Genomic DNA, 25111 nt, shown 5'->3' on the forward strand with positions numbered 1-25111 from the left:
TCGGGTTGGCGTGCGAACAGCGTCACAAGGGCGACTTAAGTCGCAATTGGCAGCCCCATGCGCCTGCGCGCCCGGTGAACTGCGCCGCTGCGTACGGCCCAGCGTAGGAGTGGGGCAAACTTGTTCACAGAGGCTTGAATCAGGCGGCTGCGTGTCGGGCTGATCTGTTGGCCGAGCATGGATTGTGCCCAGTCCGGTAACAGGTCGATACCCGCCTGCATAAACAGTTTGCCCATCGGTGCAGCCAGTGCACTGGGCGCTGGTGCTGCGAGCAGAATACGAAGAATTTCCAGCGAGCGTTCATCGCACAGTAGTTCTGCTTTCATGGTGTGCAGGTAGGCATTAACTTCACTGCGTGAGCGCGGAACACTTGAGGCCCCTAAACGCTCGGCAACCAGCGCTATCTCATCGTAGTAGCGATCCTGATCGGCACCAGACAAGTGCGGGTTGCGGTAGCGCAAGTGCGCCTGCAGGAAGCTGTAAACCTCCGCCACATGCACCCAGGTCAGCAGATCCGGGTCACTCGCTGCATAAGGGCGGCCATCCGGCGCAGTGCCGGTAACGCGCAGGTGGATGGTTTTGACTTTATCGATGAGCCAGTCGGCATCGGCGCGAGAGGCGAAGGTTGTGCCGGAGACGAACTGGCCGGTGCGGCGCAGGCGGCCGAGCAGGTCTTCGCGGAAGTTGGAGTGGTCCCACACGCCGGCTAGAGCCAGCGGATGCAGGGCTTGCAAGAGCAGGGCGCTGATGCCGCCGATCAGCATGCTGGAGAAGTCGCCGTGGACTTTCCAGCATACTGAGTCCGGCCCGAACAGACCCGGATCGCCTTTGGGGTTTTCGTAATCAATCTGCCCAAGTGCTACGCCGCTGAGGCTTAGCACTTGGCTTTCGATACGGCGGCGCAGCACTTCCATTACACAACAAACTCAATCGGCTGCCGGAGCTGACTCCGGCGTGGTTCAGCGGTTCAGGCGTTGCTCAATCAGGCTGTCGACAACGCTTGGGTCAGCCAGGGTCGAGGTGTCGCCCATGTTTTCCAGCTCGTTGCAGGCGATCTTACGCAGAATGCGGCGCATGATCTTGCCCGAGCGGGTTTTCGGTAGACCGGGCGCCCACTGGATCAGTTCAGGTTTAGCGAAGCTGCCGATTTCCTTGCCTACCAGCGTCAGCAGGTCTTTCTTCAGTTCTTCGCTCAGCTCGATGCCCTTCATCGGGGTGATGAAGGCATAAATGCCCTGACCTTTAACGTCATGGGGATAACCCACGACTGCGGCCTCTGCGACAGCGTCATGAAGCACCAGGGCGCTCTCCACTTCGGCGGTGCCGATGCGGTGGCCGGAGACGTTGATAACGTCATCGACGCGGCCGGTGATCCAGTAGTAGCCGTCTTCATCGCGACGCGCACCGTCGCCGCTGAAGTAGTAGCCCGGGTATGGCTTGAGGTAGGTGTCGATCATCCGCTGGTGATCACCGAAGACGCTGCGAATCTGGCTCGGCCAGCTGCTCTTAATCGCCAGCACGCCTGAGCCCGGACCGTCGATCTCTTTGCCTTGCTCATCCAGCAGCACTGGCTGCACGCCGAAGAATGGGCGGGTCGCCGATCCTGGCTTGAGGTCGGTTGCGCCGGGCAGCGGGGTAATCAGAATCGCGCCGGTTTCGGTCTGCCACCAGGTGTCCACAATAGGGCAGCGGCACTCGCCGACCACGTGGTAATACCATTCCCAGGCTTCCGGGTTGATAGGTTCACCCACGCTACCAAGCAGGCGCAGGCTCTTGCGCGAGGTACTTTCGACCGGGCCAGTGCCTTCGCGCATCAGCGCGCGCAGGGCGGTTGGCGCGGTGTAGAAGATGTTGACCTGGTGTTTGTCGATGACTTCCCAGAAGCGTGAAGCCGTCGGGTAGTTCGGCACGCCCTCGAAGATCAGGCTGGTCGCACCGTTGGCCAGCGGGCCATAGACGATATAGCTGTGTCCGGTTACCCAGCCCACGTCTGCGGTGCACCAGTAGACGTCGCCTTCGTGGTAATCGAAGACATATTTATGGGTCATGGCCGCCATCAGCAGGTAGCCGCCGGTGGTGTGCAGTACGCCTTTGGGCTTACCGGTGGAGCCGGAGGTGTAGAGGATAAACAGCGGGTCTTCCGCATCCATCGGCTCCGGCGGGCAGTCGGCCGACGCTTCACTCAGCGCCTGGTGGTACCAGATGTCGCGGCCTTCCACCCAATTGATCTCGCCCTGCGTACGCTCCACCACAACCACGGTGGAAACATCCGGGCAGCTTTGCAGGGCTTTGTCGATGTTGGCCTTGAGCGGGATGTATTTGCCGCCACGCACGCCTTCATCAGCAGTGATTACGGTGCGGCAGTCGGCGTCGAGAATACGGTCGCGCAGGGCGTCCGGGGAGAAGCCACCGAAGACGACCGAGTGCACCGCGCCGATGCGGGCGCAGGCGAGCATGGCGTAGGTGGCTTCAGGAATCATCGGCATGTAGATGCAAACACGGTCACCTTTTTTCACGCCACGGCTTTTCAGCACATTGGCCAGGCGGCTGACGTTGTGGTGCAGCTTGTTGTAGGTGATGTGGGCGGATTCGCTGGGGTCGTCACCTTCCCAGATAAAGGCGATTTGCTCGCCGCGTTTTTCCAGGTGACGGTCGATGCAGTTGTAGCTGACGTTCAGCTGACCACCTTTGAACCAGGCACCGTTGCCTTGCAGCAAATCGCCGCTGCGTACGCTGTCCCAAGGTTTGTACCAGTCCAGAAAACGTGTGGCTTGCTCGGCCCAGAACGTGTCGGGCTGGTCGATGGACTGCTGATAGAGGTGCAGGTAATCATCATTATTCAGATGAGCACGCTGGCGCACGGCATCTGTTACCGGATGACGGGTAATTTCGAACATGGCGGTGTCCTTGTTTTTGTGTTCCGCGATGTTCATAAGGGTGAACCAAGCAGTTGCTTGGTTCAAGCCCTGTTTGAGATTTTACTGCTTCACTTTCTGGGTTTAACCACGATGACGATCGCGGAAATGGGCAATCAGACCTTGGGTCGAGGAGTCGCTGGCAGGTTCGTCTAACTGGCCAGTTAGACGCTGATAAACGCCTTTGCCCAGCTCTTTGCCCAGCTCAACGCCCCATTGGTCAAAGGCGTTAATGCCCCAGATCGCGCTTTGTACGAACACTTTGTGCTCATACAGCGCTACCAGTGCGCCGAGGTTGGTCGGGTCGATGCGGTTCAGTACCAGCATATTGCTTGGACGATTGCCCGGAATCACCTTGTGCGGTGCCAGACGCTGCACATCGGCTTCATTCAGGCCCTGGTCACGCAGCTCCTGCTCGGCTTCTTCGCGGGTTTTGCCGTGCATCAGTGCCTGACTCTGCGACAGGCAGTTGGCGAACAGCCACTGATGATGGTCAGCCAGCGGGCTGAAGCTGTTGACCGGAACCAGGAAATCAGCCGGGATCAGCTCAGTACCTTGGTGTAGCAGTTGATGGTAAGCATGCTGGCCGTTACAGCCCACGCCGCCCCAGATCACCGGGCCGGTGCTGAAATCGACTGGTGTGCCGTCCTGACGGACTGACTTGCCGTTGGATTCCATATCCAGCTGTTGCAGGTGCTTGGTGAAGTTACGCAGGTAATGGTCGTAGGGCAGAATTGCCTGGCTTTTCGCACCCCAGAAATTGCCGTACCAGATCCCCAGCAATGCCATTAGCACTGGCATGTTCTGTTCCAGCGGCGTCTGGGTGAAGTGCTGGTCCATGGCATACGCGCCGGCCAACAGTTCTTTGAAGTTGGCAATGCCAATGGTCAGAGCAATCGGTAAACCGATGGCCGACCATAGTGAATAGCGTCCGCCAACCCAGTCCCACATCGGGAAGATGTTTTTGGCTTTGATGCCGAACTTGATAGCGGCCTCAGGGTTACTGGTAACGGCAATAAAGTGCTTGTACAGCTCGTTTTCTGGCGCGCCCAAGGCTAAGAACCAGTCTCGTGCAGCTAACGCGTTCTTCAGGGTTTCCAGGGTGCCAAAGGACTTGGATGAGACAATAAACAGCGTGGTTTGCGGATTCAGGCGCGCGGTCAGTTCGCGGAACTCGCTGCCGTCGATATTCGCCAGGTAGTGGCAGCGCACGCCGCGTTGAGTAAACGGGCGCAGGGCTTCGGAAACCAGCTGTGGGCCGAGAAAGGAGCCGCCGATGCCAATATTGACCACGTCGGTGATGGGCTTGTCGGTGTAGCCACGCCACAAGCCGCTGTGAATCTGGGTGACCAGCTCGGTCATCTGATTAAGAACACGGTGGACCTGAGGGATCAAGTCGACGCCGTCGAGCTTCAGGGTGCGTCCGATCGGGCTGCGCAGGGCTGTGTGCAGGGCTGCGCGATCTTCAGTGCTGTTGACCTTGTCACCGTTGAACAACTGCACAATCGACTCATTCAGGTGGGCCTGCTCGGCCAGCTCGATCAACAGTTTTACAGTGGTGTCGTCGATCAGGTTCTTCGAATAGTCCAGCAACAAACCGCACTTGTTCAAAGAAAACCGGGCGAAGCGTTGGGCGTCACTGGCAAATGCTTCCCGCATGTTGAACGTGTTCATCCGTTCACGGTGTTCACGCAGCGCTTGCCAGGCCGGTAAGCGGGTAACGTCATGCGGCTGTTGGTAATAAGCCATGGGGCGGGTTCCTTGTCCTGGCGTGACAATATCTGCAAAAAAGCCCGGTTTTTTAGACCGGGCCTGCGAGTGTAACTGTAGCTGAGAACCTGTAATAGCCTGCCAGTTTCACCTATTGATCGGGATGGCTCAGGTCAATTGTCAAGTTATCAATCAGACGTGTATTGCCCAGATAGGCAGCCAGCAGGATTACCAGATTGCGATCTTCCGGTGTTGCCGGGCGCAGGGTGGTGGCGTCGCAGACCTGCAGATAGTCTGCACGGAAACCGGCGGCACTGTGTTGTGCTTGGGCTGCTGCGATTAGCTTGGCATAGTCGCGTTCACCAGCTTGGATGGCGTCGGCCATTTCCGTCAGGGTACGGTACAGCAGTGGCGCTTTCTCCCGCTCTTCCGGGGAGAGGTAGCCGTTGCGTGAAGACAGCGCCAGGCCGTCCGCAGCACGCACGGTTGCTTCGCCAAAAATCTGAATCGGCATGTTCATGTCACGCACCAGCGTGCGAATCACTGCCAGCTGTTGGAAATCCTTCTGGCCGAAAAACGCCAAGTCGGGCTGGACCATGTTGAACAGCTTGCTGACCACGGTCGCAACGCCCTCAAAGTGACCTGGGCGGCTCTGGCCGCACAAGCCTTCGGATACACCCGGCACGCTTACGCGGGTTTGGCTGTCCATGCCTTGCGGATACATTTCTTCCACGTCTGGCGTGAACAGCAGATGGCAACCGGCATTGACCAGTTTCTCCTGATCTGCAATCAAGGTGCGCGGGTAGGCATCCAGGTCTTCGCTGGGGCCAAACTGCAGTGGATTTACAAAGATGCTGGCGACAACAAAATCGGCGCGTTGTACAGCCTTCTCAACCAAGGCGATGTGCCCTTCGTGCAGATTGCCCATGGTCGGAACCAGAGCGATCTGTTTGCCCTCAGCGCGTGCCTGGGCGACAGCGGCGCGTAACTCACGCACGCTTTTTACTGTGTTCATGCAGAAAACCCGTGTTCGGCTGCAGGGAAACTTTGATCTTTTACAGCTTTGACATAAGCGCTGATTGCCGCACCAATGCTGCCTTGGCCATGCATAAAGTTCTTCACGAACTTCGGCGTGCGACCGCTCAGCGACAGGCCAAGCATGTCGTGCAGGACCAGCACCTGGCCGTCGGTGCCGCTACCGGCACCAATGCCGATGACAGGGATTTTCACCGCTTGGCTGATTTCGGCAGCCAGCTCACTGGGCACGCATTCCAGCAGCAGCATGGCAGCGCCTGCTTGCTCTAGGGCCATCGCGTCAGCGCGCATCTGGCGGGCCTGGGCCTCTTGGCGACCTTGAACCTTGTAACCACCAAGAATATTCACCGACTGAGGCGTCAGACCCAGGTGGGCGCAGACTGGAATGCCACGTTCTGCCAGTTGACGGATCGGCTCTGCCAGCCAGGCTGCACCCTCAAGCTTGACCATGTGAGCACCTGCACGCATTAGTGCTGCGCTGTTGTTCAGGGCTTGTTCCAGGGTTGCGTAGGCCATAAAAGGCAGATCGGTAATGATCAGTGCACCTTTGTTGCCGCGTTTAACGCTGGCAGTGTGGTACGCCATGTCATCAACGCTTACTGGCAGTGTGCTGTCATGGCCTTGCAAGACCATGCCGAGAGAATCACCCACCAGCAGAACGTCCACACCCGCCTCACAGGCTGCATGGGCGAACGTAGCGTCATAGCAGGTCAGCATGGCGATTTTTTCGCCGCTCTGCTTGAGGCTCTGCAGGGTGGTCAGGGTTACATCAGGCATGAAAACTGTCCTCGCTCAGGCGTTTAGTCAGCAGTCGTTATGCTTCGAATCGGCCTGCTTTGGCCTCTTATTGTGCCAGTCGTGTGCAACGGGACGCCTATAGTCCAGATGGGGCGACTGTAAGTCAATCGCATGTGTTACCGCTTTGTTACTTCGTTACCCGCTGCCTGACAGGGCATTTAGCTAGTGAATAGTGGGATGGTGAGTGCCGCTAATCCAAGCGCAACGCACGGTATTAGCGGGGCTTCGGTTGTGCTCAGGGCGCGTTATGCAGACGCTCGAGGCCCTCGAAAGGGCAGGCCGCAAGAAGCTGTATTAACGGCCGGCCATCTGGCAGTACCAGATCGGCGGCCAGCTCTGCCAGTGGATAAAGAACGAAGGCGCGGGCATGTATATGGTAATGCGGTACCACCAAGCGTGGCTCATTCAGCTGACGCTCGCCGAATAACAGGATATCCAGATCCAGTGTGCGCGGCCCCCAGCGTTCAGCTTTGCGGACGCGGCCTTGGTTCTGCTCAATGGTTTGTAAGGCGTCCAGCAGCTGCAGTGGGCTCAGCTCTGTATCTAGTGCGGCTACGGCATTCACGTAGCGCGGCTGGTCGGCCGGGCCCAGTGGGTCACTGATATAGAAGGAGGATTGCCCGCTCAGTTGGGTCTGCGGCAGTTCAGCCAAAGCAGACAGTGCACTGCGCAGCTGCTCAAGCGGAGTTTCGAGATTGCTGCCCAGGCCGATATAAACACGTTCCATCATTCACCGCTGCCGGTGTCGTTACCACTGTCAGCGGTGCGCTTACGTTTGGAGCCGCTGCGTTTACGCTTGCGCGGGCCGCTGGCGGACTCTTCCTTACTGCTCAGCTCGCGGATCATGGCGCGGCGCTCGCTGTCACTGACATCTTGATAGCGCGTCCACCAGTCACCCAGCCCGCCGGTGTTTTCCCCGGCGCTTTCGCGCAGCAGCAGGAAGTCGTAGCCGGCACGGAAGCGCGGATTTTCCAGAAGCAGGTCAGCTCGCTTGCCGGAACGGCGCGGCAAGCGCTCCTGCATGTCCCAGATTTCGCGAATCGGGATGGTGAAGCGTTTCGGGACCGCCAGGCGCTTGCACTGCTCGTTGATCAGATCGTGTGCTGCTTCTTGCATGGCCGGAATCGGCGGCATGCCGCGTTCCTGCAGTTTCAGCACGCGTGCGGGCAGGGCGGGCCACAGCAGTGCCGCCAGCAGGAATGCAGGTGTCACCGTTTTACCTTGCTCAATGCGCAAATCGGTGTTGTCCAGCGCATTTCGGATCAGGCGGTCCGCGTATTCAGGGTTGTGCCGTAGCGCTTCGGCGCTGGCTGGGAACAGTTGGCCAAACAGTCCGTAATCCACCAGCAGGTCGTAGGTGTATACGGCGTAACCGGCCAAAAACAGTTTCAGTACTTCGTCAAACAGGCGGGCGGCAGGGATTTCACCAAGCATGGGGGCCAGTTTGTAGATTGGGGCTGCGGTGTGTTTCTCGATATCGAAATCCAGCTTGGCAGCAAAGCGCACCGCCCGCAGCATGCGTACTGGGTCTTCTTGATAGCGCTGGGTTGGGTCACCGATCAGGCGGATCAGGTGATTACGAATGTCATGCACGCCGTTGGCGTAATCGAGAATCCGCTCGGTGGAGGGATCGTAATACAGAGCATTGATGGTGAAGTCACGGCGCTGTGCGTCATCTTCCAGGGTGCCGTAGACGTTGTCGCGCAAGATGCGTCCGTTTTCGTTGCGCTGTGCCTGGTTGCTGTTCTCTTCTTCGTCATCGTGGTTGGCGCGGAATGTGGCCACTTCAATGATTTCACGGCCGAAATGCACATGCACCAAGCGGAAACGACGGCCAATGATGCGGGCGTTGCGAAATTCGGCGCGGACTTGTTCGGGCGTTGCGCTGGTGGCGACGTCGAAGTCTTTCGGATCAAGGTCCAGCAGCAAGTCGCGGACGCAACCGCCAACCAAATAAGCCTGATAACCGGCATTTTGCAGGCGTTCCACCACACTGATGGCGTAGCGGCTGATTTCTCCACGCTCTATTGGATGCTGGCTGCGGTTCAGTACTTCAGGCGTACTGTGGCCGGCTTTGCCGCGGCGCAAAGGGGTACGAAAGGATTTGAACAGCTTTTTCAGCATGAGAGGCACTGTTTGACGGATTGACTGGCCAGAGTATACGTCGGCCGCATGAATGGCGCGGATTCTAGCATTGAGTCGGGGATTGATACAGGAAACGGCTGGAGAGTGCTGCAGGAGGGGAGATTCTGGAAGCTACTGGGGGAGCCGAAGCTCCCCCCCAAATTGGTGCGTGCTCTTTTTTTATTGTTATTTCGGGCTTGTTGTTTTTGTTTGGTTACCCGTTCCATCCGGTCAAGGATGTTTATAAAAATTCCCAAGTTGGGAATCAGGAGCAAACGGATTGCTTTGGACGCTGATATTGCATTGATCACAGAGTGATCCAACCGGTTCTGGCGCTGCATTAGTGCAGTTTTATTGTTCTCTGCCCGGTTTCGGGGCGAACCCCAAACACACATCCTTTCCAAAAGAATCAGTTAGCTGCGCCTCCGCGTTATTGTTTTTATTGGGCTGGAGCCGATGAATCTTATTTTTATTATTTTATGTGCTGCTTGTTATTGTTGTTGTGCCAGAGATAAAGCAGATCCCATGCCAACTTTTTAAAAGCCTTTAAAAACAAGGGTTTGGAGTTTTTGCTGGTAGGCGCTAGGCATAAAAAAACCGGGCTCTCGTTACCATTAGACCCGGTTTTTGTTACTAAACCTGTATTGGGTAACAGTTTGTGGAACCTCCCTGTGGGGGAGCTGTCACCCGGTGTCACCGTTTCAGTCGGCGGTAACGGTAGGTTTACGCCGTGGAATGCCCAGGCGCTGACGACGTTCCCACAGGCATTTACGGCTGATACCCAGTTTGCGTGCCAGCTCAGTCTCGGTCATGTGGTCTTGGTGCTCGAGGACGAAGTGCTGGAAGTAGTCTTCCAGAGACAGGTCTTCGGTTGGCTCGTTGGCGTCACTGACCATCGAGTTACTTTGTGAAGACGGTGCGGCAAAGTCGTACTCCAGCTCGTCGAGCTCGATATCGATCCCCAGCAGTTCAGCAGAGATGAGGTCGCCTTCGCACAGAATCACTGAGCGTTCGATGGCGTTTTCCAGCTCGCGCACGTTACCCGGCCAGGGGTAGTGGCGGATGGCTTGTTCGGCGCTGGGGGAGAAGGTCATGTTATTGCGACCCTGGCGGGCACTCTGGCGCTGCAGGAATACACGGGCGATTTCCAGAACGTCATCGTCGCGCTCGCGCAGGGCAGGGAGTTTCAGGGCAATGACATGGAGACGGTAATAAAGGTCTTCACGGAACTGGCCGGTTTTCGACAGTGTTTTCAGATCGCGGTGGGTGGCGGCAATCAGGCGTACATCCACTTTCTGCGATTGCACGGAGCCCACGCGGCGGATTTCGCCTTCTTGCAGGACGCGCAGCAGGCGGGCCTGGGCTTCGAGCGGCAGTTCGCCGATTTCATCGAGGAACAGGGTGCCGCCATCGGCGGCTTCAACCAAGCCTGTACGGCTGGCGCTGGCCCCGGTAAAGGCCCCTTTTTCGTGGCCGAACAGTTCGGACTCGATCAGCGTTTCCGGAATGGCTGCACAGTTCACTGAAATCAGCGGCGCTTTGGCGCGGCGGGACAGGTTGTGTAGGGCGCGGGCAACCAGTTCTTTACCGGTCCCGGACTCGCCCTGAATCAAGACATTTGAGTCAGTCGGCGCGACTTTACGGATTTTGCTGTACAGGTCCTGCATGGCGGGGCAGGAGCCGATGATGCCGATTTCGCCCTGAGCGCTTTCCGTGGGTTTATCAGCTGTCGGCTTGGTACTGACGGTGGTGGCAGGGGCTGATTGTGCCTGCTGGTGATCGCGCAGGATGCGGGCAACAGCCTGGAGCATCTCGTCATGATCAAACGGTTTAGCGATGTAATCGACGGCGCCCATTTTCATGGAGTCGACCGCAGAGCGCAGACTGGCGTAGCTGGTCATGATCAGCACCGGGGTGCCTTGAGCGAGCTTGATCATTTCCGTGCCGGGCGCGCCGGGCAGGCGCAAGTCGCTGACGATCAGGTCGAAGCTGGGAATGCTGAAACGCTCCTGAGCTTCCTGAACGGAGCCGGCTTCGCTGACTTCATACTGGTTGCGCTCAAGCAGCCGACGCAAAGCGGAGCGGATGATGGTTTCGTCTTCGACGATCAGAATATGGGGCATCAATACGGTCTCTCGACTTTCTCAAGCACGCCGCCACACAAGTCGTGCATGCAGGCAGGCTTTTCAGTAACAGTTAAGTCGCTAAGGACGTTGCCTCGTTATGTCGCGGTAATGTAACCCTAATCCGGGTCCCGCGTTCCAGTTCGAGGTCTATCGGGCTGTCGATTGTTATTTGTCCATAATGCTCTTCCACAATGGAATAGACCAGTGCCAGGCCCAATCCTGTCCCTTTGCCGGGGTCCTTAGTGGTTAGGAAAGGCTCGAAAACACGGCTCTGGATTGCCTTTGGTATACCACTGCCTTCGTCTTCAACAATCAGATCAACGGTATGTTCGCTGGCCTCACTGCGTACGCGCACTGCGCCATTGGCCTGCGAAGCATCCCGCGAGTTGGAGAGCAGGTTGATCAGGACTTGAGCCAGCCGCTGTGGGTCGCCGATTACCCAATGTTCTGGGTCGCAGAGGTTATAGAACTGCACTTCCAGGCTGCGTCGGTTGAGCGACAGCAGGCCGATGGCATCTTGCGCAACTTGGGCCAGGTTGACAGGGTCTTCTACGTTCTGGTGGCTACCGGAGTGGGCGAAGCTCATCAGGGACTGAACAATACGCGTTACACGTTTGGTCTGTTCAAGGATCTGCTGGCTGATTTCGGTCAGTTCGCTGTCTTCCTCCCGTTCTTCGCGCAGGTTTTGCGCAAGGCAGGCGATGCCGGTAATCGGGTTGCCGATCTCGTGGGCCACACCGGCAGCCAGGCGACCAATTGAAGCAAGGCGCTCGGAGTGGATTAGCTTGTCTTCCAGCAGCTGGGTTTCGGTGAGGTCTTCCACCAGCAGTACCAGGCCACTGTTACCGGGAGCCAGAGGCTCATCAATGGCGGCTTTGTGCAAGTTGAGCCAGCGGGTCTGTCCGGCCAGCGGCAGACTCTGCTTGTGCAGATGCTCGTCAGGGATTTCGATAAACCGCTCAAGCAGGCCGCGCCAGGGTTCGCTAAGAGTGCTCAAGCGGGAGCCTACTACGCGTACCGCCGGGATTTCGGTGAGCTCTTCCATGGCCCGGTTCCACATCAGAATCTCTTGGTCCTTGGCCAGGGAGCAGACGCCCATAGGCAGTTCCTGCAGGGTTTGACGGTGGTAGCGGCGCAGGGTGTCGAGCTCAGCGGCGAGGCCGGTGAGGCGTGATTGATAATCTTCGAGGCGGCTTTCTATAAAGTGGATGTCTTCACTGACGTAGGTTTCGCTGGTGGCTTTGTAGGGCAGGAAGGTTTCGACAATTTCCTGCGCTACGCTCGGGCCCATCAAGCCGGACAGGTTGGCTTCAATGCGATCACGCAGGCGGCGCAGGGCATAGGGGCGGCTTTCATCGAATGGCAGGTGTAGATCGCGCAGCGCTTGTTCCACTTCGCGTTGTGCGGTTTTTGCACCCAGAGGCTTGGCCAGCTGTTCGGCAAATTCTTGCGGAGACACTGCGACCAATTCGCGACGCTGTGGGCGGCGGACGTTATCCACAGCACAGGCTTCGGCGGCGCTTTTTTCTTCCGGGCTGACATCGGTAAACAGCGACACCAAGGTAAAGACCAGTACGTTAGCGGCCAGTGAGCCGATAGCCGCTAGGTGCCAGCTGCTGTCGTCCATCACATAGACGAGGTTCAGCCATGGGACGTAAATACCCTGCAGGTTTCCGAGCATCGGTAACAACATGGTAACGATCCACACTGTTACCCCAGCCAGCAGGCCGGCGATATAGCCACGGCGGTTGGCGTTTGGCCAATACAGTACCGAGAGCACACCCGGGAGGAATTGCAGGGTGGCGACGAAGGCGACAATACCCAGGTTGGCCAGGTCCTGTTCGGCACCCAGGACCAGATAGAAGCCGTAACCGGCCATGATGATCAGAATGATCAGAGCGCGGCGTGTCCACTTCAGCCAGCGGTAGATATTGCCTTGAGCCGGGGGCTGATAAAGCGGCAGGACCACATGGTTGAGGACCATGCCTGACAGCGCCAGAGTGGTCACAATGATCAGACCGCTTGAGGCCGAGAGGCCGCCGACATACGCCAGTAGTGCCAGTGTCGGGCTTTCCAGCGCAATACCGAGGCCCAGCGTGTAGTACTCAGGGTTCGTGGTAGCACCGATTTTCAGGCTGGCCCAGAGAATCAGCGGAATGGCCAGGCTCATCAACAGCAGGAACAACGGCAGGCCCCAGCTGGCGCTGACCATTGCACGCGGGTTGAGGTTCTCGGTAAAGGTCATGTGGTACATGTGCGGCATCACCACCGCAGCGGCGAAAAACACCAGTAGCAGTGTGCGCCATGGGCCTTCCTGCAGCGGCGTGTGCAGGCCGCTGAGCGAGGCTTGGTTTTGTACCAGCCAGCGTTGCAAATCCTGTGGGCCATCGAAGACGACATACAGCGCGTAGATGCCGATGATGCCGATGGCGACCAATTTCACCACTGACTCGAATGCCATGGCGAACACCAGGCCTTCGTGTTTCTCGCGTGTGGCGACATGCCGGGAGCCGAAGAGGATGGTGAAGAGGATGATCAGTCCGCAAAACGCAAGCGCGACCCGTTCCTGAATCGGCTCGCGAGTAAGGATGCCGATGCTGTCGGCAACCGACTGAATCTGCAGGGCCAACAGCGGCAGTACGCCAACCAGCATGAAAATAGTGGTGAGCGCTCCGGCCCAGGTACTGCGGAAGCGGAAGGCGAACAGGTCGGCCAGCGAGGACAGCTGATAGGCGCGGGTGATGCGCAAAATCGGGTAGAGCAAAACGGGCGCGAGCAAAAACGCACCGGAGACGCCGAGGAAACAGGCCAGAAATCCATAGCCATATTGGTAGGCCAGACCAACCGTGCCGTAGAACGCCCAGGCACTGGCGTAGACGCCCAGAGACAGGGTGTAAGTCAGCGGGTGGCGAACCACCCAGCGCGGGATCAGATTACGCTCACTGATCCAGGCAACACCGAACAAGACCAGAAGATAGGCGGCACTGATGGGAATCAGTTGGCTGAGGGTAAAGCTCGTCAGCATTAGGTCAGCTCGGCATGTGGTTATTGGAGTGGGCCGGGGCGATCCGGTTGTATGGCTCAGATTTCATCGGTGTCACGCTGACTTTGCAGAATAAATGTCACCACGATGAGGATCAGCCACAGCAAATAAGGGCGGTACCAGGCGCCGTTGGGATCAACCCACCAGTCCATGATGGCCGGGGAGAACAAATAAATGCCCACGACCAGGATCAGCACCAATCGATAGATATACATGCCGCTTCTCGCAATCAAAGTGTGTCGATGGTAACGGAAGCGAACCGCTCTGCGTAGATTGACAAAACCTGTCGTTGGAACGGTTGAGCCTGCGGGAGGTGCGGGCCGGTGCATCCGGCCCGGTAAACATCAGTCGTGAGATTTAGCTGGTTTCAGCGCGCGCCAGATACGGCTGAAAACGCTCACCACTATTAAAGCCAGCGCACCTGCAATGATGCCGGCAACCAGGTTCAGCAGTGTCGGTGTGAACAGTGCAAGTAGTTCACTGCTTTGCGCGACATGTTGGGTAACGCCGTCAATCCACTGCTGAGCAACCGGAATGCCGTGAGTAAGGATGCCGCCGCCCACCATAAACATTGCGGCGGTACCGACCACAGATAGGGTTTTCATCAGATACGGTGCTGTACGCAACAGGCCTCGGCCGAACGCGCGCAGTGCGCTGGTTGTGACGCCTTCGCCCTGGCGTTGCGAGAGATACAGGCCTGCGTCATCAAGTTTTACGATTCCTGCGACAAGACCGTAGACGCCAATGGTCATGACGATGGCTATGCCAGAGATGACCACAACTTGCTGAGTAAAGCTGGCAGCGGCAACGGTGCCGAGGGTGATGGCAATGATTTCAGCGGAGAGAATGAAGTCGGTACGGATCGCGCCTTTCACTTTCTCTTTTTCAAACGCGACGATATCCACATCCGGGTTGGCTACCGCCTGCAGGCGTTCTTCATGGCGGCTGGCGTCTTCGTCTTTGGAATGCAGGAATTTGTGGGCGAGTTTTTCGAAGCCTTCAAAACACAGATACAGGCCGCCGAGCATAAGCAGTGGAGTCACCGCCCACGGTATAAACGCGCTGATCAGCAAAGCTGCCGGCACCAGAAACAGTTTATTTTTGAACGAGCCTTTGGCTACCGCCCAGACAACTGGCAGCTCCCGGTCCGCTCTGACACCACTGACTTGCTGTGCATTAAGGGCAAGATCATCTCCCAGCACGCCGGCAGTTTTTTTGGCGGCAACTTTGGTCATTGCTGCAACGTCGTCAAGAACGGCAGCAATGTCATCTAGCAATGTGAGCAGGCTCGCTCCGGCCATCGTGGATATCCTTAAAGGCTGTACAGGCAATAGACATACATCTCGGATCATCAAGACCCAAGTGAAGTTTTGCCGGTTTTATACGTGAGTCAACACGTATCAGCCAGAGCCAGGATGGCGCTGGAGCGTGGCGATGCAGCTGGTCAGGGGCTACGTATAAACGTATGTACGCAGGCGGGCCCGTTAGTCAGACGCCCGTAAGGTAGATGAGAGGTTTTACGCAGCGGCCAGATCAGTCGTTGCCTTTACCTGCACCGCTGGTATAAGCGGCAAGGAGGCTACGTAACAGATCCAGGAAAGACATGATGGTGTATCTCAAATTTCAGGAGCGCAAATCATACGCCTGTTCGGCTAGTGAAGGTTTCTTTTTCTGCCAGTCGGGGCATGAAGATTGTCTGAAAAATCCCTGTGCTTCAGCAAAACCTTTGTCGGGACGCCGGTTTTACACAAAGATTGTGGAGTGAGATGTGGATAACTTGGTTGCAAACAGCTGAAGGCTTAGTGCCATAAGCGATAGCGCCGATTGTACGGTTTTTGATCGATTTTGTTTTTTCCACAGAGGCCCCGGATTTCGCGGGGGGCGGAGGTTAAAACTACCCACAGAAAACTTGTCCACGGGAGTTGTGGGTATTCCTGTTGATAAAAGCTGTATGGCTGTCTGAGGGTAAGAAAAAACCTACATTACAGCGAATTGAATAAAAAATGATCAGCTCTCTGGAATGCCCAAAGGGCTCAGTAACTGACGGATACGTCAAGACTAAATCCAGCAAATTCAGGGTATTACACAGGTGGTCAGGGAGGCAGTGGTGCGTTTATCCCTGAATTCTGTGGAGCGCTCTGTGGATAAGCTGAGTGGCACTGTCTGTAAGCACCGAATGGCGGGGGATGCGGGGTGTTGGTTGGTTTTTGTCCAGTGAGCCGGTCCGGGCCACTTTGCGGCGGCCTGGACCTAGGTTTTAGTTAGCGAGCAGCCAAGCTCCGCTGAGGGCAGAGGCTGCGCCCAGAACCCGTACCAGCGGCGCGGCAGCCTGAGGCAGAAGGCGTACCAACAGGTAACCACAGGCATGCAGGGCTGCTGTGGCGACGACAAAACCGATGGCATAGCCCCATGGGCCGCTGGCGACCGGCAGTTCCAGGCCGTGAGCCACGCCGTGGGTCAGGGCAAATAGCGCCGTCAGCAGCAGCGCAATCAACATGGGCAGGCGAATGGCGACTGCAACCAGCAAGCCGAAGGCCAGAACGGAAGCCGCAATGCCGGTTTCCATCAGCGGGATTTCCACCCCGGCAAAGCCCAGCAGACCGCCGATCAGCATGCTGCCGACAAACGTCAGCGGTAGCGCCCAGCGCGCTGCGCCGCTTTGCTGGGCTGCCCACAGGCCGACCGCGAGCATGGCCAGCAAATGGTCAAGGCCAAATACAGGATGGGCCAGGCCTGCCAGCAGGCCTGCATGTTCGTGTCCGGGATGGGCGAAGGCCAATGCAGGGCTAAGCAACAGGGTTAAGCCGAGGATAGATGTGCTGCGCTTCATAAATGTGCTCCTTGAGAGAATGGGGGCTGGTGCTTCAGGCGGCGCTTAACATGCCGTGGCGTTCGATAAAAGCGATGATTTGGTCCAGGCCCTGACCGACTTTCTGATTACTGAACACGAACGGCTTGTCGCCACGCATCTTCAGGGTGTCGCGCTCCATCACTTCCAGTGAAGCTCCGACCATGGGGGCCAAATCGACTTTGTTGATAACCAGTAAATCGGATTTGCAGATGCCGGGGCCGCCTTTGCGTGGCAGCTTGTCACCGGCGGATACGTCAATCACGTAGATGGTCAGGTCGGATAACTCGGGGCTGAAGGTGGCAGAGAGGTTGTCCCCGCCAGACTCGACGATGATCAGGTCTAACCCCGGAAAACGACGGTTGAGTTGATCGACAGCTTCCAGATTGATCGACGCATCTTCGCGGATGGCAGTGTGCGGGCAGCCGCCGGTTTCTACGCCGATGATGCGCTCCGGGGCGAGGGCTTCGTTACGCACCAGAAACTGGGCGTCTTCTTGGGTGTAAATGTCGTTGGTGACCACGGCCAGGTTGTAGCGGTCACGCAGGGCCAGGCACAGGGCCAAGGTCAGGGCTGTCTTGCCTGAGCCGACCGGGCCACCGATGCCGACGCGCAGAGGTTGGCTGTTCATGGGGGAGTCTTCCTTTATCAAGAGCGGAATAAACGGCTGTATTGACGCTCGTGCGCCATACTGGCCAGGGCCAGGCCGAAAGCGGCGCTGCCCCAGTGCGTTTCAGGTAATGTGCTGGCCTGCTGGCGGGCTTGATCGAGCAGGGGAATCAGTTGTGACGTCAGCACCTGCGCCGCCTGCTGGCCCAGCGGCAGGGTTTTCATCAGCACCGCCAATTGGTTTTCCAGCCAGCCCCACAGCCAGGCGGCCAGGGCGTTTGGCGGGCTGATCTGCCAAGCCCGGGCGGCCAGCGCCCAGGCCACGGCCTGGCCTGGTTCTGGCAGTTGGGCGAGCAGTGTGCGGGCGGCTTCATCGAGTTCTGGCAGGCCGCGCAGCAGTTGTTCCAGTGAATAGCCGATCTGCCGGCTTTCCTGATGCAGCTCGCGGGTTTCGCGGCTTGCCCGGTGCTGTTCGGCGAGTTGTTGTAGGCGCGGCCAGTCTTGATCCGCTGCTGCCTGACAATGGGCCAGCAGCAGAGGCGCTTCAAAGCGGGCGAGGTTGAGCAGTAACTGATCGCTGATCCAACGCCGGGCGCTGTCAGTGTCGCTGACCAAGCTGTTATCCACAGCCATTTCCAGCCCTTGCGAGTAGCTGTAGCCGCCAATCGGCAGCTGCGGGCTGGCTAGCCGTAGCAATTGCCAGGCACTGTGCAGATCGCTCACTTACGTGCCCCGAACTTATGCAGGCGTGGGGCATAGCTGAATTCGGCGTCACCGGCGTGGGAGTGGTGATGGCCGCCACCATATGCACCTTGTTCGGGCTGGTAGGGCGCGTCGATCAGTTCGACGTTTGCGCCGAGCTGTTCGAGCATGGCCTTGAGCACGTAATCATCCGGCAGGCGCAGCCAGCCGTCGCCGAGTTGCAAGGCGACGTGGCGGTTACCCAAGTGATAGGCCGCGCGCATCAGTTCAAAAGGGCTGGCGCAGGTGACATGCAGCAGGGTTTCCGGGCGGGCGATGACTTTGACGATACGGCCGTCTTCGGCTTGCAGGCATTCGCCGTCATTCAGGGCAGGCTGACCGCGCTCGAGGAACAAACCGACATCTTCACCGGTGCGGGTGAAGCAGCGCAGTCGGCTTTTGCTGCGGGCTTCAAAGGTCAGTTCGAGTTCGGCATCCCAGTGCGACTGGGGTTCTATTCGTTTGTGTATCACCAACATGGGGCACGTATCCGGCAGGTTAATACCGGTTACAGAGCAAGGGCCTTGCCAAACTAGCGGGGAGTCAGCACTGACGGGCTATGGGGCGGTGTAGAGCGGTTGCATCATGCTGGTGCATGGTTCAAGGTTGTGCACTGTTTTAACTTTTGCTCTGTTTTGGTGCGCTCGCGGCGTCAGGGGCCAGGCCCTGCCAGTGCTTGGCCCCAATAAAGATGAAGCGCAGCTGTTCGATCATCTTGGTTTCAGGATCGGCATAACGAGCCAGTGGGCTACTGGGGGGATCGATCAGCTCCGGTAAGGTGGCAAATACGCTTTTCACCACAAGGTCAGACAGCATGATTTGCGCAGCCTGATCGAGGTGCTCCAGTTTGGCCATGGTGGACAGATCAGCGGCCAAATCAAGAGCGATACGCTCGCGCAGGGTGGCCAGTGCCTTGCGGATCACCAGCGAGCCGCCGAACTGTTCCCGGGCTAGAAACAGGAACTGTGAGCGGTTTGCTGCAACCGCATCGAGAAAAATACGCACCGAGGCGTCGATCACACCGTTGAGTTCGAAACGGTGGTGACGCACCTGGCGAATCGTCTCGCTGAAGGTTTCGCCGACTTCCGCCACCAGCGCCAGGCCCAGTTCGTCCATGTCGGTAAAGTGGCGGTAGAAACCAGTCGGCACGATTCCGGCAGTGCGCGTCACTTCGCGCAGGCTCAGGCTGCAGAAGCCCCGGCCGCTGTCCATGAGGGTGTGCGCCGCGTCCATCAGTGCGTGGCGGGTTTGCAGTTTTTGGCGGGCGCGGGGCAGGTCGGTGTTCAAACTTCCTGACTCATTGGCGTGTGCACGGCCGGGCACTCTAGCAAAGGCACTTCGTCGGCGTCGAACCTGTGTACTTCAGCGATTGAACACGCAGGTCAGGTAACGGTTACTGAAACCATGGCAGAGCATGGAGAAAAGGCGCTTGAACAGGTACAGCGGGTTGCGCAGGTAGTACTGCATAACGGCGTTGCCAACACCTTCTGAGCGGTGCTGTTTCTGTTGGTCCGGTTTTTTCGAAAACAGTCCTTTGAACTGCCACCACTGAATTTGCTCCAGCTGTTCGCCGGGTTGCAGACCGTGCGGACGGAACAGGGCATGGAAGCTGCGCTTACTGAAGTCATGCAGATGGTGCGGGTTACCGTCGAGTGTCGGGGTGATCGGCACAGATGCGATGACGCGGCCATCGCGGGCCAGCAGGCGGTTGATGTTGGCGGCCAGGGCTTGCGGATCAGGCAGGTGTTCGATGGTTTCCAGGCTGACGATGCTGTCGAACGGTTGCTCGCTGCTGAACTGCTCGGCGTTGGCACATATATAAGTCAGGTTCGGCAGTTGATAGTGGGCGCGGGCATAAGCGATGGCGTCCGGGTCGATATCCACACCGGTGATCTGTTTGTCCGGGTTCAGTTCGGCCAGTCGCGCGCTGCCGTAACCGCAGCCGCAGGCCATATCCAGAATGTGCTGGCCGCGAAGATGACGGGAAGCAAACTCATAGCGCTGCATATGAATGAGCAGGCTGTTTTGATCATCCGTGTTCTGCAGGTCCAGGTCTTTGGGATAAATGCGTTCGATGGTGTGCATGGTGCGGTCACTGACAATAAGTCCTGTGACTATATGTCAGTGTTTCGCTGATTCCCATCGTGACGGTACTTTTGTGCTTAATCTGCCGTGCGACTCGGCGCAGAGCGGTTGCGTGCGTCAGGCATCAACCCAGAGGCAGTCGTCCTTTATCTGCACGTCCAGTTTTTGCAGAGCATCGCCTTCGCAGGGGCCGGCGATGCAGTCACCGGTCTCAATCAGAAACAGTGCGCCGTGGCTGGCGCAGCGGATGAGATTGCCGCTGTCATCGAGGAACTGATCCGATTGCCATTCCAAGGGGATTTCCCGGTGCGGGCACCAGTTGCGGTAAGCGTAAAACTGGCCCTGTTTACGCACCACAAAGACTTTGACCCCCGCGACGGTAAACGCGCGGCTCTGACCTTCATTCAGCTCAGCAAGAGCACATACCCGGAACATGACATCCACCTCCACAACAGGCCGGCATTATGCCGGTCTGCTGCGCAAGTGGAAGGGCTTAGTACTGCCAGGATGCAGACACGCGGAAGTTGCGTCCCACTTCGCTGTAGTAGTCATCCGGCTGAGCGAGGTTGCCGGTTGGTACGTCCAGCGCGTTCCAGTACTTCTTGTCGAAGGCGTTGAACAAACCCGCCTGCAGCTTCACGCCGTCCAGCTCCTTGGGCTGCCAGTAAGCCGTCAGATCGACCACGCCGTAGCCCGGTGCCTGGAAGTCGTTGTCGTTCTCGACCTTATTGCGTGCCGCTGCTGTACGCAGCATCAGGTCGCCACCAAACTGTTCCTGCTCGTAGCTAAGGCCGAACAAGCCGGTAATCGGCGCAACAGTGTTCAGACGCTGATTGGTGTTGCGGTCTTCACCGTTAGCCCAGGCAACGGAGCCCCATAGCTTCCAGTTCGGCATAAAGGCCCAGTGAGCGGCCAGTTCGGCACCGTAAATCTGGACCTTGGCGCGGTTACCGGTGCGGGTAACACCCATCGGATAATCCGAGGCGTTCAGACCCAGGCTGGCCAGTTCCTCGGGAGAGGCCGTCAGGTTGCTGTCGATGAAGTTTTTGTAGTGGTTGTCAAACAGGCTGATCGAGCCGCCCAGTTGTTTGTCCCCCAGTTCGGCACCGATCTCGTAGCCGTTGCTTTCTTCCGGCTTGAGGTCGGCGTTACCAAGTCGCAGGTAGCTGCCTTCGGCACCGTAGTTCATGTACAGCTCGGTGGCGTCCGGTGCACGGAAACCTTGTGACCACTGCGCGTAGAGCTTGGCTTTTTCGGCAACTTGCCAGGTCGCCAGCAGGCTGCCGGAAAGCTTGCTATCCGAGGAGCTGCTCAAGGTCTGGTTGTTGTTCGGGTTGGCGTTGTTGTTGAAAGCGCCAGTGGCTTTAGGGTCTTGCTTGTAGTGGTCGTAACGCAGCCCAGGAGTGAGTGTTACTGCACCATCGAGGAAGCTGATTTGGTTATTGGCGAACAGCGCCCACTGTGTTGCTTCGGCCTTCGGCATATCGGCTTGGTTGGTATGCAGGAAGTCACACGAGGCAGGGCCCATGTACATGGGGTTCGATGCGCTGATGGAGAAGCCCGGGCAGTTGTCATAGCCCTTGGAGTTCTGTTCGGTGTTGATGCGATACAGCTCGCCACCCAGGGTCAGCGTGTTGTCCAGCCCGGCAAAGTTATGGCCAATACCGACATTGCCGGATACACCGTAGAGCTCTTTTTCGATCTGGTTGTTACGGCCATAAGGACCGCTTGGGTATTTGTATGGGTTGCCGGGCAGGCCGAAGCGCTGGAAGAGTCGATCCGGCGCACGACCACGGGCATCCATGCTGCGCACGCCATCCTGATCATCCTTACGTTCGAGTTTCTGCCAGTAGGCGATGAGGTTGGCGGTGTCGATCAGGCTATTTTCATCTTCGCTGACAAACCCGTAATCCACCGAAATACGCTGGCGGCGGCTGAGTTCGTTGGTGCCGTTCTGGCCGATCAGGTACGTGCTGCCTTGGCCTGTGCGGGTGTCGATGTCGCGGTTACGCTCAAAGAACTCACCGGTAAAGCCGACTTTGTGGCCACCGTCAAAACGCTGTTGCAGCTTGAACAAGAAGTTTTTTTGGTCGTTATCGGCTGGGTTGGCCTCCGTGCGTTGGCTGCCGTAGAGATTGTCATTGCCGGCGGTTTCCAGCTCATTCCCCTGACGCTTACCGGCTTGCAGCAACCAGTAGGTGTTTTGCACGCGTCCAGCGACAGCGGCATTCAGTCCCCAGCTTTCATCGCCGCTGTCGTAGTCGGTTTTCACAAGACTGCCGAAGTCTTTGCCCGGCTCTAACAGGTCCTCCGGATTAAGGGTGAATAGTTGGACGGAGCCACCCAGTGCGCCGGAGCCGATCTGGCTGGAGTTGCTACCGCGCACGATATCCACCGCTGACAGGGTGTTGAAATCGAAGGTGTCCAAGCCGCCCTGAGCACCACCGGTAGGCCCCTGACTGCGCGCCCCATCGGTCATCCAGGGCACGCGGATGCCGTCGATGGTGGTCAGCACCCGGTCTTTCTCCAGACCACGGATGTTGATGCTTTCACTATTGCGGTTGAACGCAACACCGGGCTCGCTGCGCCGACCCAGATCCTCAAAGCTGCGGATAAAGCGCTTATCCAGTGTTTCTGCGTTGGTGGTTGTTCTTGTCGGAACCGGAGTTTCCACAGCCGAGGCAGAAACCTTTGTGGGAGGGAGCGTTGCGGCATCCTCAGCCAGAGCCAGTGATGGGCTCAGCAACAGCAAAGCCATCCATGGGCGAAGTGCATAAGGCGGGCGGTTAAGCATGTGAGTACTCCATTGCATGCAAGGTTTGGCGATGAAAATCGCGCCAAACAGTAATGGGATTGACATGCATATGCAAACGATTATCAAATAGATTTGCGCTGCGGCTCATTCCCGTCCGCCAGCGTCCGATGTGCTCGGGCATGACCTCCCCGGTCCTTGAAAAAGGGCTGGGGTGGCGTGTGTCAGAAATTCAGGTGGGCTGCATTTGCTGGCCCGTCAATCCGTGATTGAGAAGGAGCTATACATGGAACATTCCCCATCGCTGAGCCGCTCAGGCAGCGCTCTGTACCAAGCTTGGCAGGCGTTGCGTGTCGAAAAACCGCGCCTGCGGGCCCGTGATGCCGCTGCGCATCTGGCTGTCAGCGAAGGTGAGCTGGTAGCCAGCCGCCTGGGGGTAGACACCCTGCGTTTGCGCCCGGAATGGGCTCAGCTGTTACCGGCGCTGGGTGAGTTGGGTTACATCATGGCGCTGACCCGTAACGAACATTGCGTACATGAGCGCAAAGGCTATTACCGCGAAGTGACCGTGACACCCAATGGGCAAATGGGTCTGGTGGTCAGCCCGGATATCGACTTGCGGCTGTTCCTCGGTGGCTGGAGCAGCGTGTTTGCGGTGGATGAAAAAACTGAGAAGGGCGCACAGCGCAGCATTCAGATTTTTGATCGTCAGGGCACTGCGGTGCACAAGGTCTTCCTGACTGAGCAGAGCAATCTGCAGGCGTGGGATTCGCTGGTTGAGCGTTTCAAAGCGGAACAGCAAAGCGATCTGCTGGATCTGCAGCCGTTACCGCAAAAACCAGCGGTTCAGGCCGATGAGTCCATTGATGCAGACAGTCTGCGCAGCGGCTGGGCCAGCCTGAAAGACACCCACCATTTCTTCGCGCTGCTGAAAAAGCACGGCGTGGCCCGGACTCAGGCACTGCGCTTGGCTGGCCGTGAATGGGCCGAGCCTCTGGCGCTGGCTGAGCTGCCAAAAGTCATGGAGCAAGCGGGCGAGCGCCAGGTACCGATCATGGTGTTCGTTGGCAACCAGCATTGCATTCAGATCCACACCGGCACTGTCAGCAACCTGCGCTGGCTGGACAGTTGGTTCAACGTGCTGGACCCGGAATTCAACCTGCACCTGCAAACCGCCGGTGTTACCGAACTGTGGCGCGTGCGTAAGCCCAGCACTGACGGCGTGATCACCAGTTGGGAAGCCTTCGATGTGGATGGCGAGTTGGTGCTGCAACTGTTCGGTGCACGTAAGCCCGGTGTGCCGGAGCTGGAGGCTTGGCGTGAGCTGGCAGAAGAAGCGCCCGCACTCAACGCATGAGTGAAACCGGCTGTGATTCGCTCACAGCCGCTTGCCCATCCTAATCCTGAGAACATCAATGAAAGCGTTGAATGCAGTTATCGCAGCGTGCGCGAGCATCATCTTTAGCGGCTCAGTCCAAGCCGATGAGCCATTGCCCCAGCGTTGGATCACTTCCGGTGGTTCGTTGAGCGAGTGGGTGGTTGAGTTGGGCGGTGAGAGCCGCCTTGTCGGTGTGGATAGCACCAGTCGCCATCCAGAGACCCTGACAAAACTGCCAAGCGTGGGCTATCAACGCCAGCTGGCGGCAGAGGGCATTCTGGCGCTGCGCCCGGATGTCGTGCTCGGCACTGAAGAAATGGGGCCGCCGCCTGTATTGGCACAATTGCGCAGTGCCGGGGTGAAGGTTGAGTCGCTGTCTTCGCAACCTGACCTGCCCAGCCTGCACGGCACATTGCAGCATGTGGGCGAACTGCTGGGCGACAAAGCCCGTGCAGAGCAGGTGTTTGCCGCTTACGAGCAGCGTTTGAAGCAGCAAGAACACTGGGTCGCTGATGTGCAGCAGAAGCAGTCCGCTCCCGGTGTTGTGATTCTGATCGGACACGCTGGCGCCAGCCCGATGGCAGGCGGTAAGAACACTGTCGGCGATTGGCTGGTGGCCCGTGCCGGCGGCCGCAATCTGGCAACCCATGAAGGCTACAAGTCGCTGTCCACCGAAGCGTTGTTGGGTTTGAACCCGGATGTGGTGCTGATTGCAGACCGTCAACTGGCCGGCGAAGCGGCGCAGAAGGCCTTGCTTAGTCAGAATCCGGCATTGGCGGCGACCAAGGCTGCAACAGAAGGGCGCTTGCTGGTGATTGATCCGACCTTGCTGGTCGGCGGCCTCGGTCCGCGCTTGCCGGCTGCCCTGAGTGAAATCTCTGCCGTCTTTTATCCCGGTAGCGAGCCGCTGAAGACAGACACCAAGCCTGCCTTATGAGTCCGCTTAT

The 25111-nt window shown here is 57.9% G+C and carries 21 protein-coding genes; 2 read left to right on the top strand and 19 right to left on the bottom strand.

The features are described from left to right. Nucleotides 1–35 precede the first annotated feature (35 nt). The 19 genes from AO726_RS10475 to AO726_RS10570 form a co-directional block, all read right to left on the bottom strand. Nucleotides 36–914, bottom strand: coding sequence for an oxygenase MpaB family protein (locus AO726_RS10475; protein WP_058068040.1), 879 nt, complete (start codon nucleotides 912–914; stop codon nucleotides 36–38). 45 nt (nucleotides 915–959) lie between these two features. Beyond that, on the bottom strand, nucleotides 960–2897 hold the full coding sequence (acs, locus tag AO726_RS10480) for an acetate--CoA ligase (protein ID WP_058068798.1): 1938 nt from the start codon (nucleotides 2895–2897) through the stop codon (nucleotides 960–962). A 102-nt stretch (nucleotides 2898–2999) separates the two neighbouring features. Next, the gene (gene pgi / locus AO726_RS10485; protein WP_058068041.1) at nucleotides 3000–4664 is read right to left on the bottom strand and encodes a glucose-6-phosphate isomerase; all 1665 of its coding nucleotides are present in this window, start codon (nucleotides 4662–4664) and stop codon (nucleotides 3000–3002) included. A 112-nt stretch (nucleotides 4665–4776) separates the two neighbouring features. Beyond that, on the bottom strand, nucleotides 4777–5640 hold the full coding sequence (gene panC, locus AO726_RS10490) for a pantoate--beta-alanine ligase (RefSeq protein WP_058068042.1): 864 nt from the start codon (nucleotides 5638–5640) through the stop codon (nucleotides 4777–4779). Continuing rightward, entirely contained in the window at nucleotides 5637–6437 is an 801-nt protein-coding gene (gene panB / locus AO726_RS10495; RefSeq protein ID WP_058068043.1) for a 3-methyl-2-oxobutanoate hydroxymethyltransferase, read from the bottom strand. The genes panC and panB overlap by 4 nt, the downstream gene beginning before the upstream one ends. A gap of 256 nt (nucleotides 6438–6693) precedes the next feature. After that, nucleotides 6694–7188, bottom strand: a complete 495-nt coding sequence (folK, locus tag AO726_RS10500) for a 2-amino-4-hydroxy-6-hydroxymethyldihydropteridine diphosphokinase (protein WP_058068044.1) — start codon at nucleotides 7186–7188, stop codon at nucleotides 6694–6696. After that, a complete protein-coding gene (locus tag AO726_RS10505; RefSeq protein ID WP_058068045.1) occupies nucleotides 7185–8582 on the bottom strand; it encodes a polynucleotide adenylyltransferase PcnB in 1398 nt (465 codons plus the stop codon). The genes folK and AO726_RS10505 overlap by 4 nt, the downstream gene beginning before the upstream one ends. 701 nt (nucleotides 8583–9283) lie before the next feature. Continuing rightward, nucleotides 9284–10705 carry a sigma-54-dependent transcriptional regulator gene (locus tag AO726_RS10515; protein WP_058068047.1) on the bottom strand — a complete coding sequence of 474 codons (1422 nt, stop codon included), beginning with the start codon at nucleotides 10703–10705 and terminating at the stop codon, nucleotides 9284–9286. A gap of 73 nt (nucleotides 10706–10778) precedes the next feature. Beyond that, complete coding sequence (locus AO726_RS10520) at nucleotides 10779–13733, bottom strand: sensor histidine kinase (protein ID WP_058068048.1); 2955 nt, start codon at nucleotides 13731–13733, stop codon at nucleotides 10779–10781. 56 nt (nucleotides 13734–13789) lie between these two features. Beyond that, entirely contained in the window at nucleotides 13790–13966 is a 177-nt protein-coding gene (locus AO726_RS21170; protein WP_058068049.1) for a hypothetical protein, read from the bottom strand. 129 nt (nucleotides 13967–14095) lie between these two features. Then, nucleotides 14096–15052, bottom strand: a complete 957-nt coding sequence (locus tag AO726_RS10530; RefSeq protein WP_058068050.1) for a DUF808 domain-containing protein — start codon at nucleotides 15050–15052, stop codon at nucleotides 14096–14098. 956 nt (nucleotides 15053–16008) lie between these two features. After that, the gene (locus tag AO726_RS10535) at nucleotides 16009–16581 is read right to left on the bottom strand and encodes a HupE/UreJ family protein (protein WP_058068051.1); all 573 of its coding nucleotides are present in this window, start codon (nucleotides 16579–16581) and stop codon (nucleotides 16009–16011) included. 34 nt (nucleotides 16582–16615) lie between these two features. After that, entirely contained in the window at nucleotides 16616–17230 is a 615-nt protein-coding gene (ureG, locus tag AO726_RS10540; RefSeq protein WP_058068052.1) for an urease accessory protein UreG, read from the bottom strand. Nucleotides 17231–17247: 17 nt separating this feature from the next. Beyond that, the gene (locus tag AO726_RS10545) at nucleotides 17248–17922 is read right to left on the bottom strand and encodes an urease accessory protein UreF (protein WP_058068799.1); all 675 of its coding nucleotides are present in this window, start codon (nucleotides 17920–17922) and stop codon (nucleotides 17248–17250) included. Nucleotides 17923–17927: 5 nt separating this feature from the next. Continuing rightward, nucleotides 17928–18428 (bottom strand): urease accessory protein UreE, encoded by a 501-nt coding sequence (ureE, locus tag AO726_RS10550; protein WP_058068053.1) that lies wholly within the window; start codon nucleotides 18426–18428, stop codon nucleotides 17928–17930. A 139-nt stretch (nucleotides 18429–18567) separates the two neighbouring features. Beyond that, complete coding sequence (locus AO726_RS10555) at nucleotides 18568–19182, bottom strand: TetR family transcriptional regulator (protein WP_058068800.1); 615 nt, start codon at nucleotides 19180–19182, stop codon at nucleotides 18568–18570. 129 nt (nucleotides 19183–19311) lie between these two features. Then, on the bottom strand, nucleotides 19312–20034 hold the full coding sequence (locus AO726_RS10560; RefSeq protein WP_058068054.1) for a class I SAM-dependent methyltransferase: 723 nt from the start codon (nucleotides 20032–20034) through the stop codon (nucleotides 19312–19314). A gap of 117 nt (nucleotides 20035–20151) precedes the next feature. Then, complete coding sequence (locus tag AO726_RS10565) at nucleotides 20152–20469, bottom strand: Rieske (2Fe-2S) protein (RefSeq protein WP_058068055.1); 318 nt, start codon at nucleotides 20467–20469, stop codon at nucleotides 20152–20154. Between the two features lie 58 nt (nucleotides 20470–20527). Next, the gene (locus tag AO726_RS10570; protein WP_058068056.1) at nucleotides 20528–22828 is read right to left on the bottom strand and encodes a TonB-dependent hemoglobin/transferrin/lactoferrin family receptor; all 2301 of its coding nucleotides are present in this window, start codon (nucleotides 22826–22828) and stop codon (nucleotides 20528–20530) included. A 244-nt stretch (nucleotides 22829–23072) separates the two neighbouring features. Between AO726_RS10570 and AO726_RS10575 the strand changes: the two genes are divergently transcribed. Next, complete coding sequence (locus AO726_RS10575) at nucleotides 23073–24143, top strand: hemin-degrading factor (protein WP_058068057.1); 1071 nt, start codon at nucleotides 23073–23075, stop codon at nucleotides 24141–24143. 58 nt (nucleotides 24144–24201) lie between these two features. Then, a complete protein-coding gene (locus AO726_RS10580; protein WP_058068058.1) occupies nucleotides 24202–25101 on the top strand; it encodes a heme/hemin ABC transporter substrate-binding protein in 900 nt (299 codons plus the stop codon). The last annotated feature ends 10 nt before the right edge of the window (nucleotides 25102–25111 follow it).

Origin of the sequence: Pseudomonas sp. TTU2014-080ASC (assembly GCF_001446935.1) — a bacterium.
In the GTDB taxonomy this organism is placed as follows: Bacteria; Pseudomonadota; Gammaproteobacteria; order Pseudomonadales; family Pseudomonadaceae; genus Aquipseudomonas.

Bases quoted from the DNA above. Each gene is read 5' to 3' on its own strand.
- AO726_RS10475 (WP_058068040.1), bottom strand. From the start codon at position 914: ATGGAAGTGCTGCGCCGCCGTATCGAAAGCCAAGTGCTAAGCCTCAGC.
- acs (WP_058068798.1), bottom strand. From the start codon at position 2,897: ATGTTCGAAATTACCCGTCATCCGGTAACAGATGCCGTGCGCCAGCGT.
- pgi (WP_058068041.1), bottom strand. From the start codon at position 4,664: ATGGCTTATTACCAACAGCCGCATGACGTTACCCGCTTACCGGCCTGG.
- panC (WP_058068042.1), bottom strand. From the start codon at position 5,640: ATGAACACAGTAAAAAGCGTGCGTGAGTTACGCGCCGCTGTCGCCCAG.
- panB (WP_058068043.1), bottom strand. From the start codon at position 6,437: ATGCCTGATGTAACCCTGACCACCCTGCAGAGCCTCAAGCAGAGCGGC.
- folK (WP_058068044.1), bottom strand. From the start codon at position 7,188: ATGATGGAACGTGTTTATATCGGCCTGGGCAGCAATCTCGAAACTCCG.
- AO726_RS10505 (WP_058068045.1), bottom strand. From the start codon at position 8,582: ATGCTGAAAAAGCTGTTCAAATCCTTTCGTACCCCTTTGCGCCGCGGC.
- AO726_RS10515 (WP_058068047.1), bottom strand. From the start codon at position 10,705: ATGCCCCATATTCTGATCGTCGAAGACGAAACCATCATCCGCTCCGCT.
- AO726_RS10520 (WP_058068048.1), bottom strand. From the start codon at position 13,733: ATGCTGACGAGCTTTACCCTCAGCCAACTGATTCCCATCAGTGCCGCC.
- AO726_RS21170 (WP_058068049.1), bottom strand. From the start codon at position 13,966: ATGTATATCTATCGATTGGTGCTGATCCTGGTCGTGGGCATTTATTTG.
- AO726_RS10530 (WP_058068050.1), bottom strand. From the start codon at position 15,052: ATGGCCGGAGCGAGCCTGCTCACATTGCTAGATGACATTGCTGCCGTT.
- AO726_RS10535 (WP_058068051.1), bottom strand. From the start codon at position 16,581: ATGAAGCGCAGCACATCTATCCTCGGCTTAACCCTGTTGCTTAGCCCT.
- ureG (WP_058068052.1), bottom strand. From the start codon at position 17,230: ATGAACAGCCAACCTCTGCGCGTCGGCATCGGTGGCCCGGTCGGCTCA.
- ureE (WP_058068053.1), bottom strand. From the start codon at position 18,428: ATGTTGGTGATACACAAACGAATAGAACCCCAGTCGCACTGGGATGCC.
- AO726_RS10555 (WP_058068800.1), bottom strand. From the start codon at position 19,182: ATGGACGCGGCGCACACCCTCATGGACAGCGGCCGGGGCTTCTGCAGC.
- AO726_RS10560 (WP_058068054.1), bottom strand. From the start codon at position 20,034: ATGCACACCATCGAACGCATTTATCCCAAAGACCTGGACCTGCAGAAC.
- AO726_RS10565 (WP_058068055.1), bottom strand. From the start codon at position 20,469: ATGTTCCGGGTATGTGCTCTTGCTGAGCTGAATGAAGGTCAGAGCCGC.
- AO726_RS10570 (WP_058068056.1), bottom strand. From the start codon at position 22,828: ATGCTTAACCGCCCGCCTTATGCACTTCGCCCATGGATGGCTTTGCTG.
- AO726_RS10575 (WP_058068057.1), top strand. From the start codon at position 23,073: ATGGAACATTCCCCATCGCTGAGCCGCTCAGGCAGCGCTCTGTACCAA.
- AO726_RS10580 (WP_058068058.1), top strand. From the start codon at position 24,202: ATGAAAGCGTTGAATGCAGTTATCGCAGCGTGCGCGAGCATCATCTTT.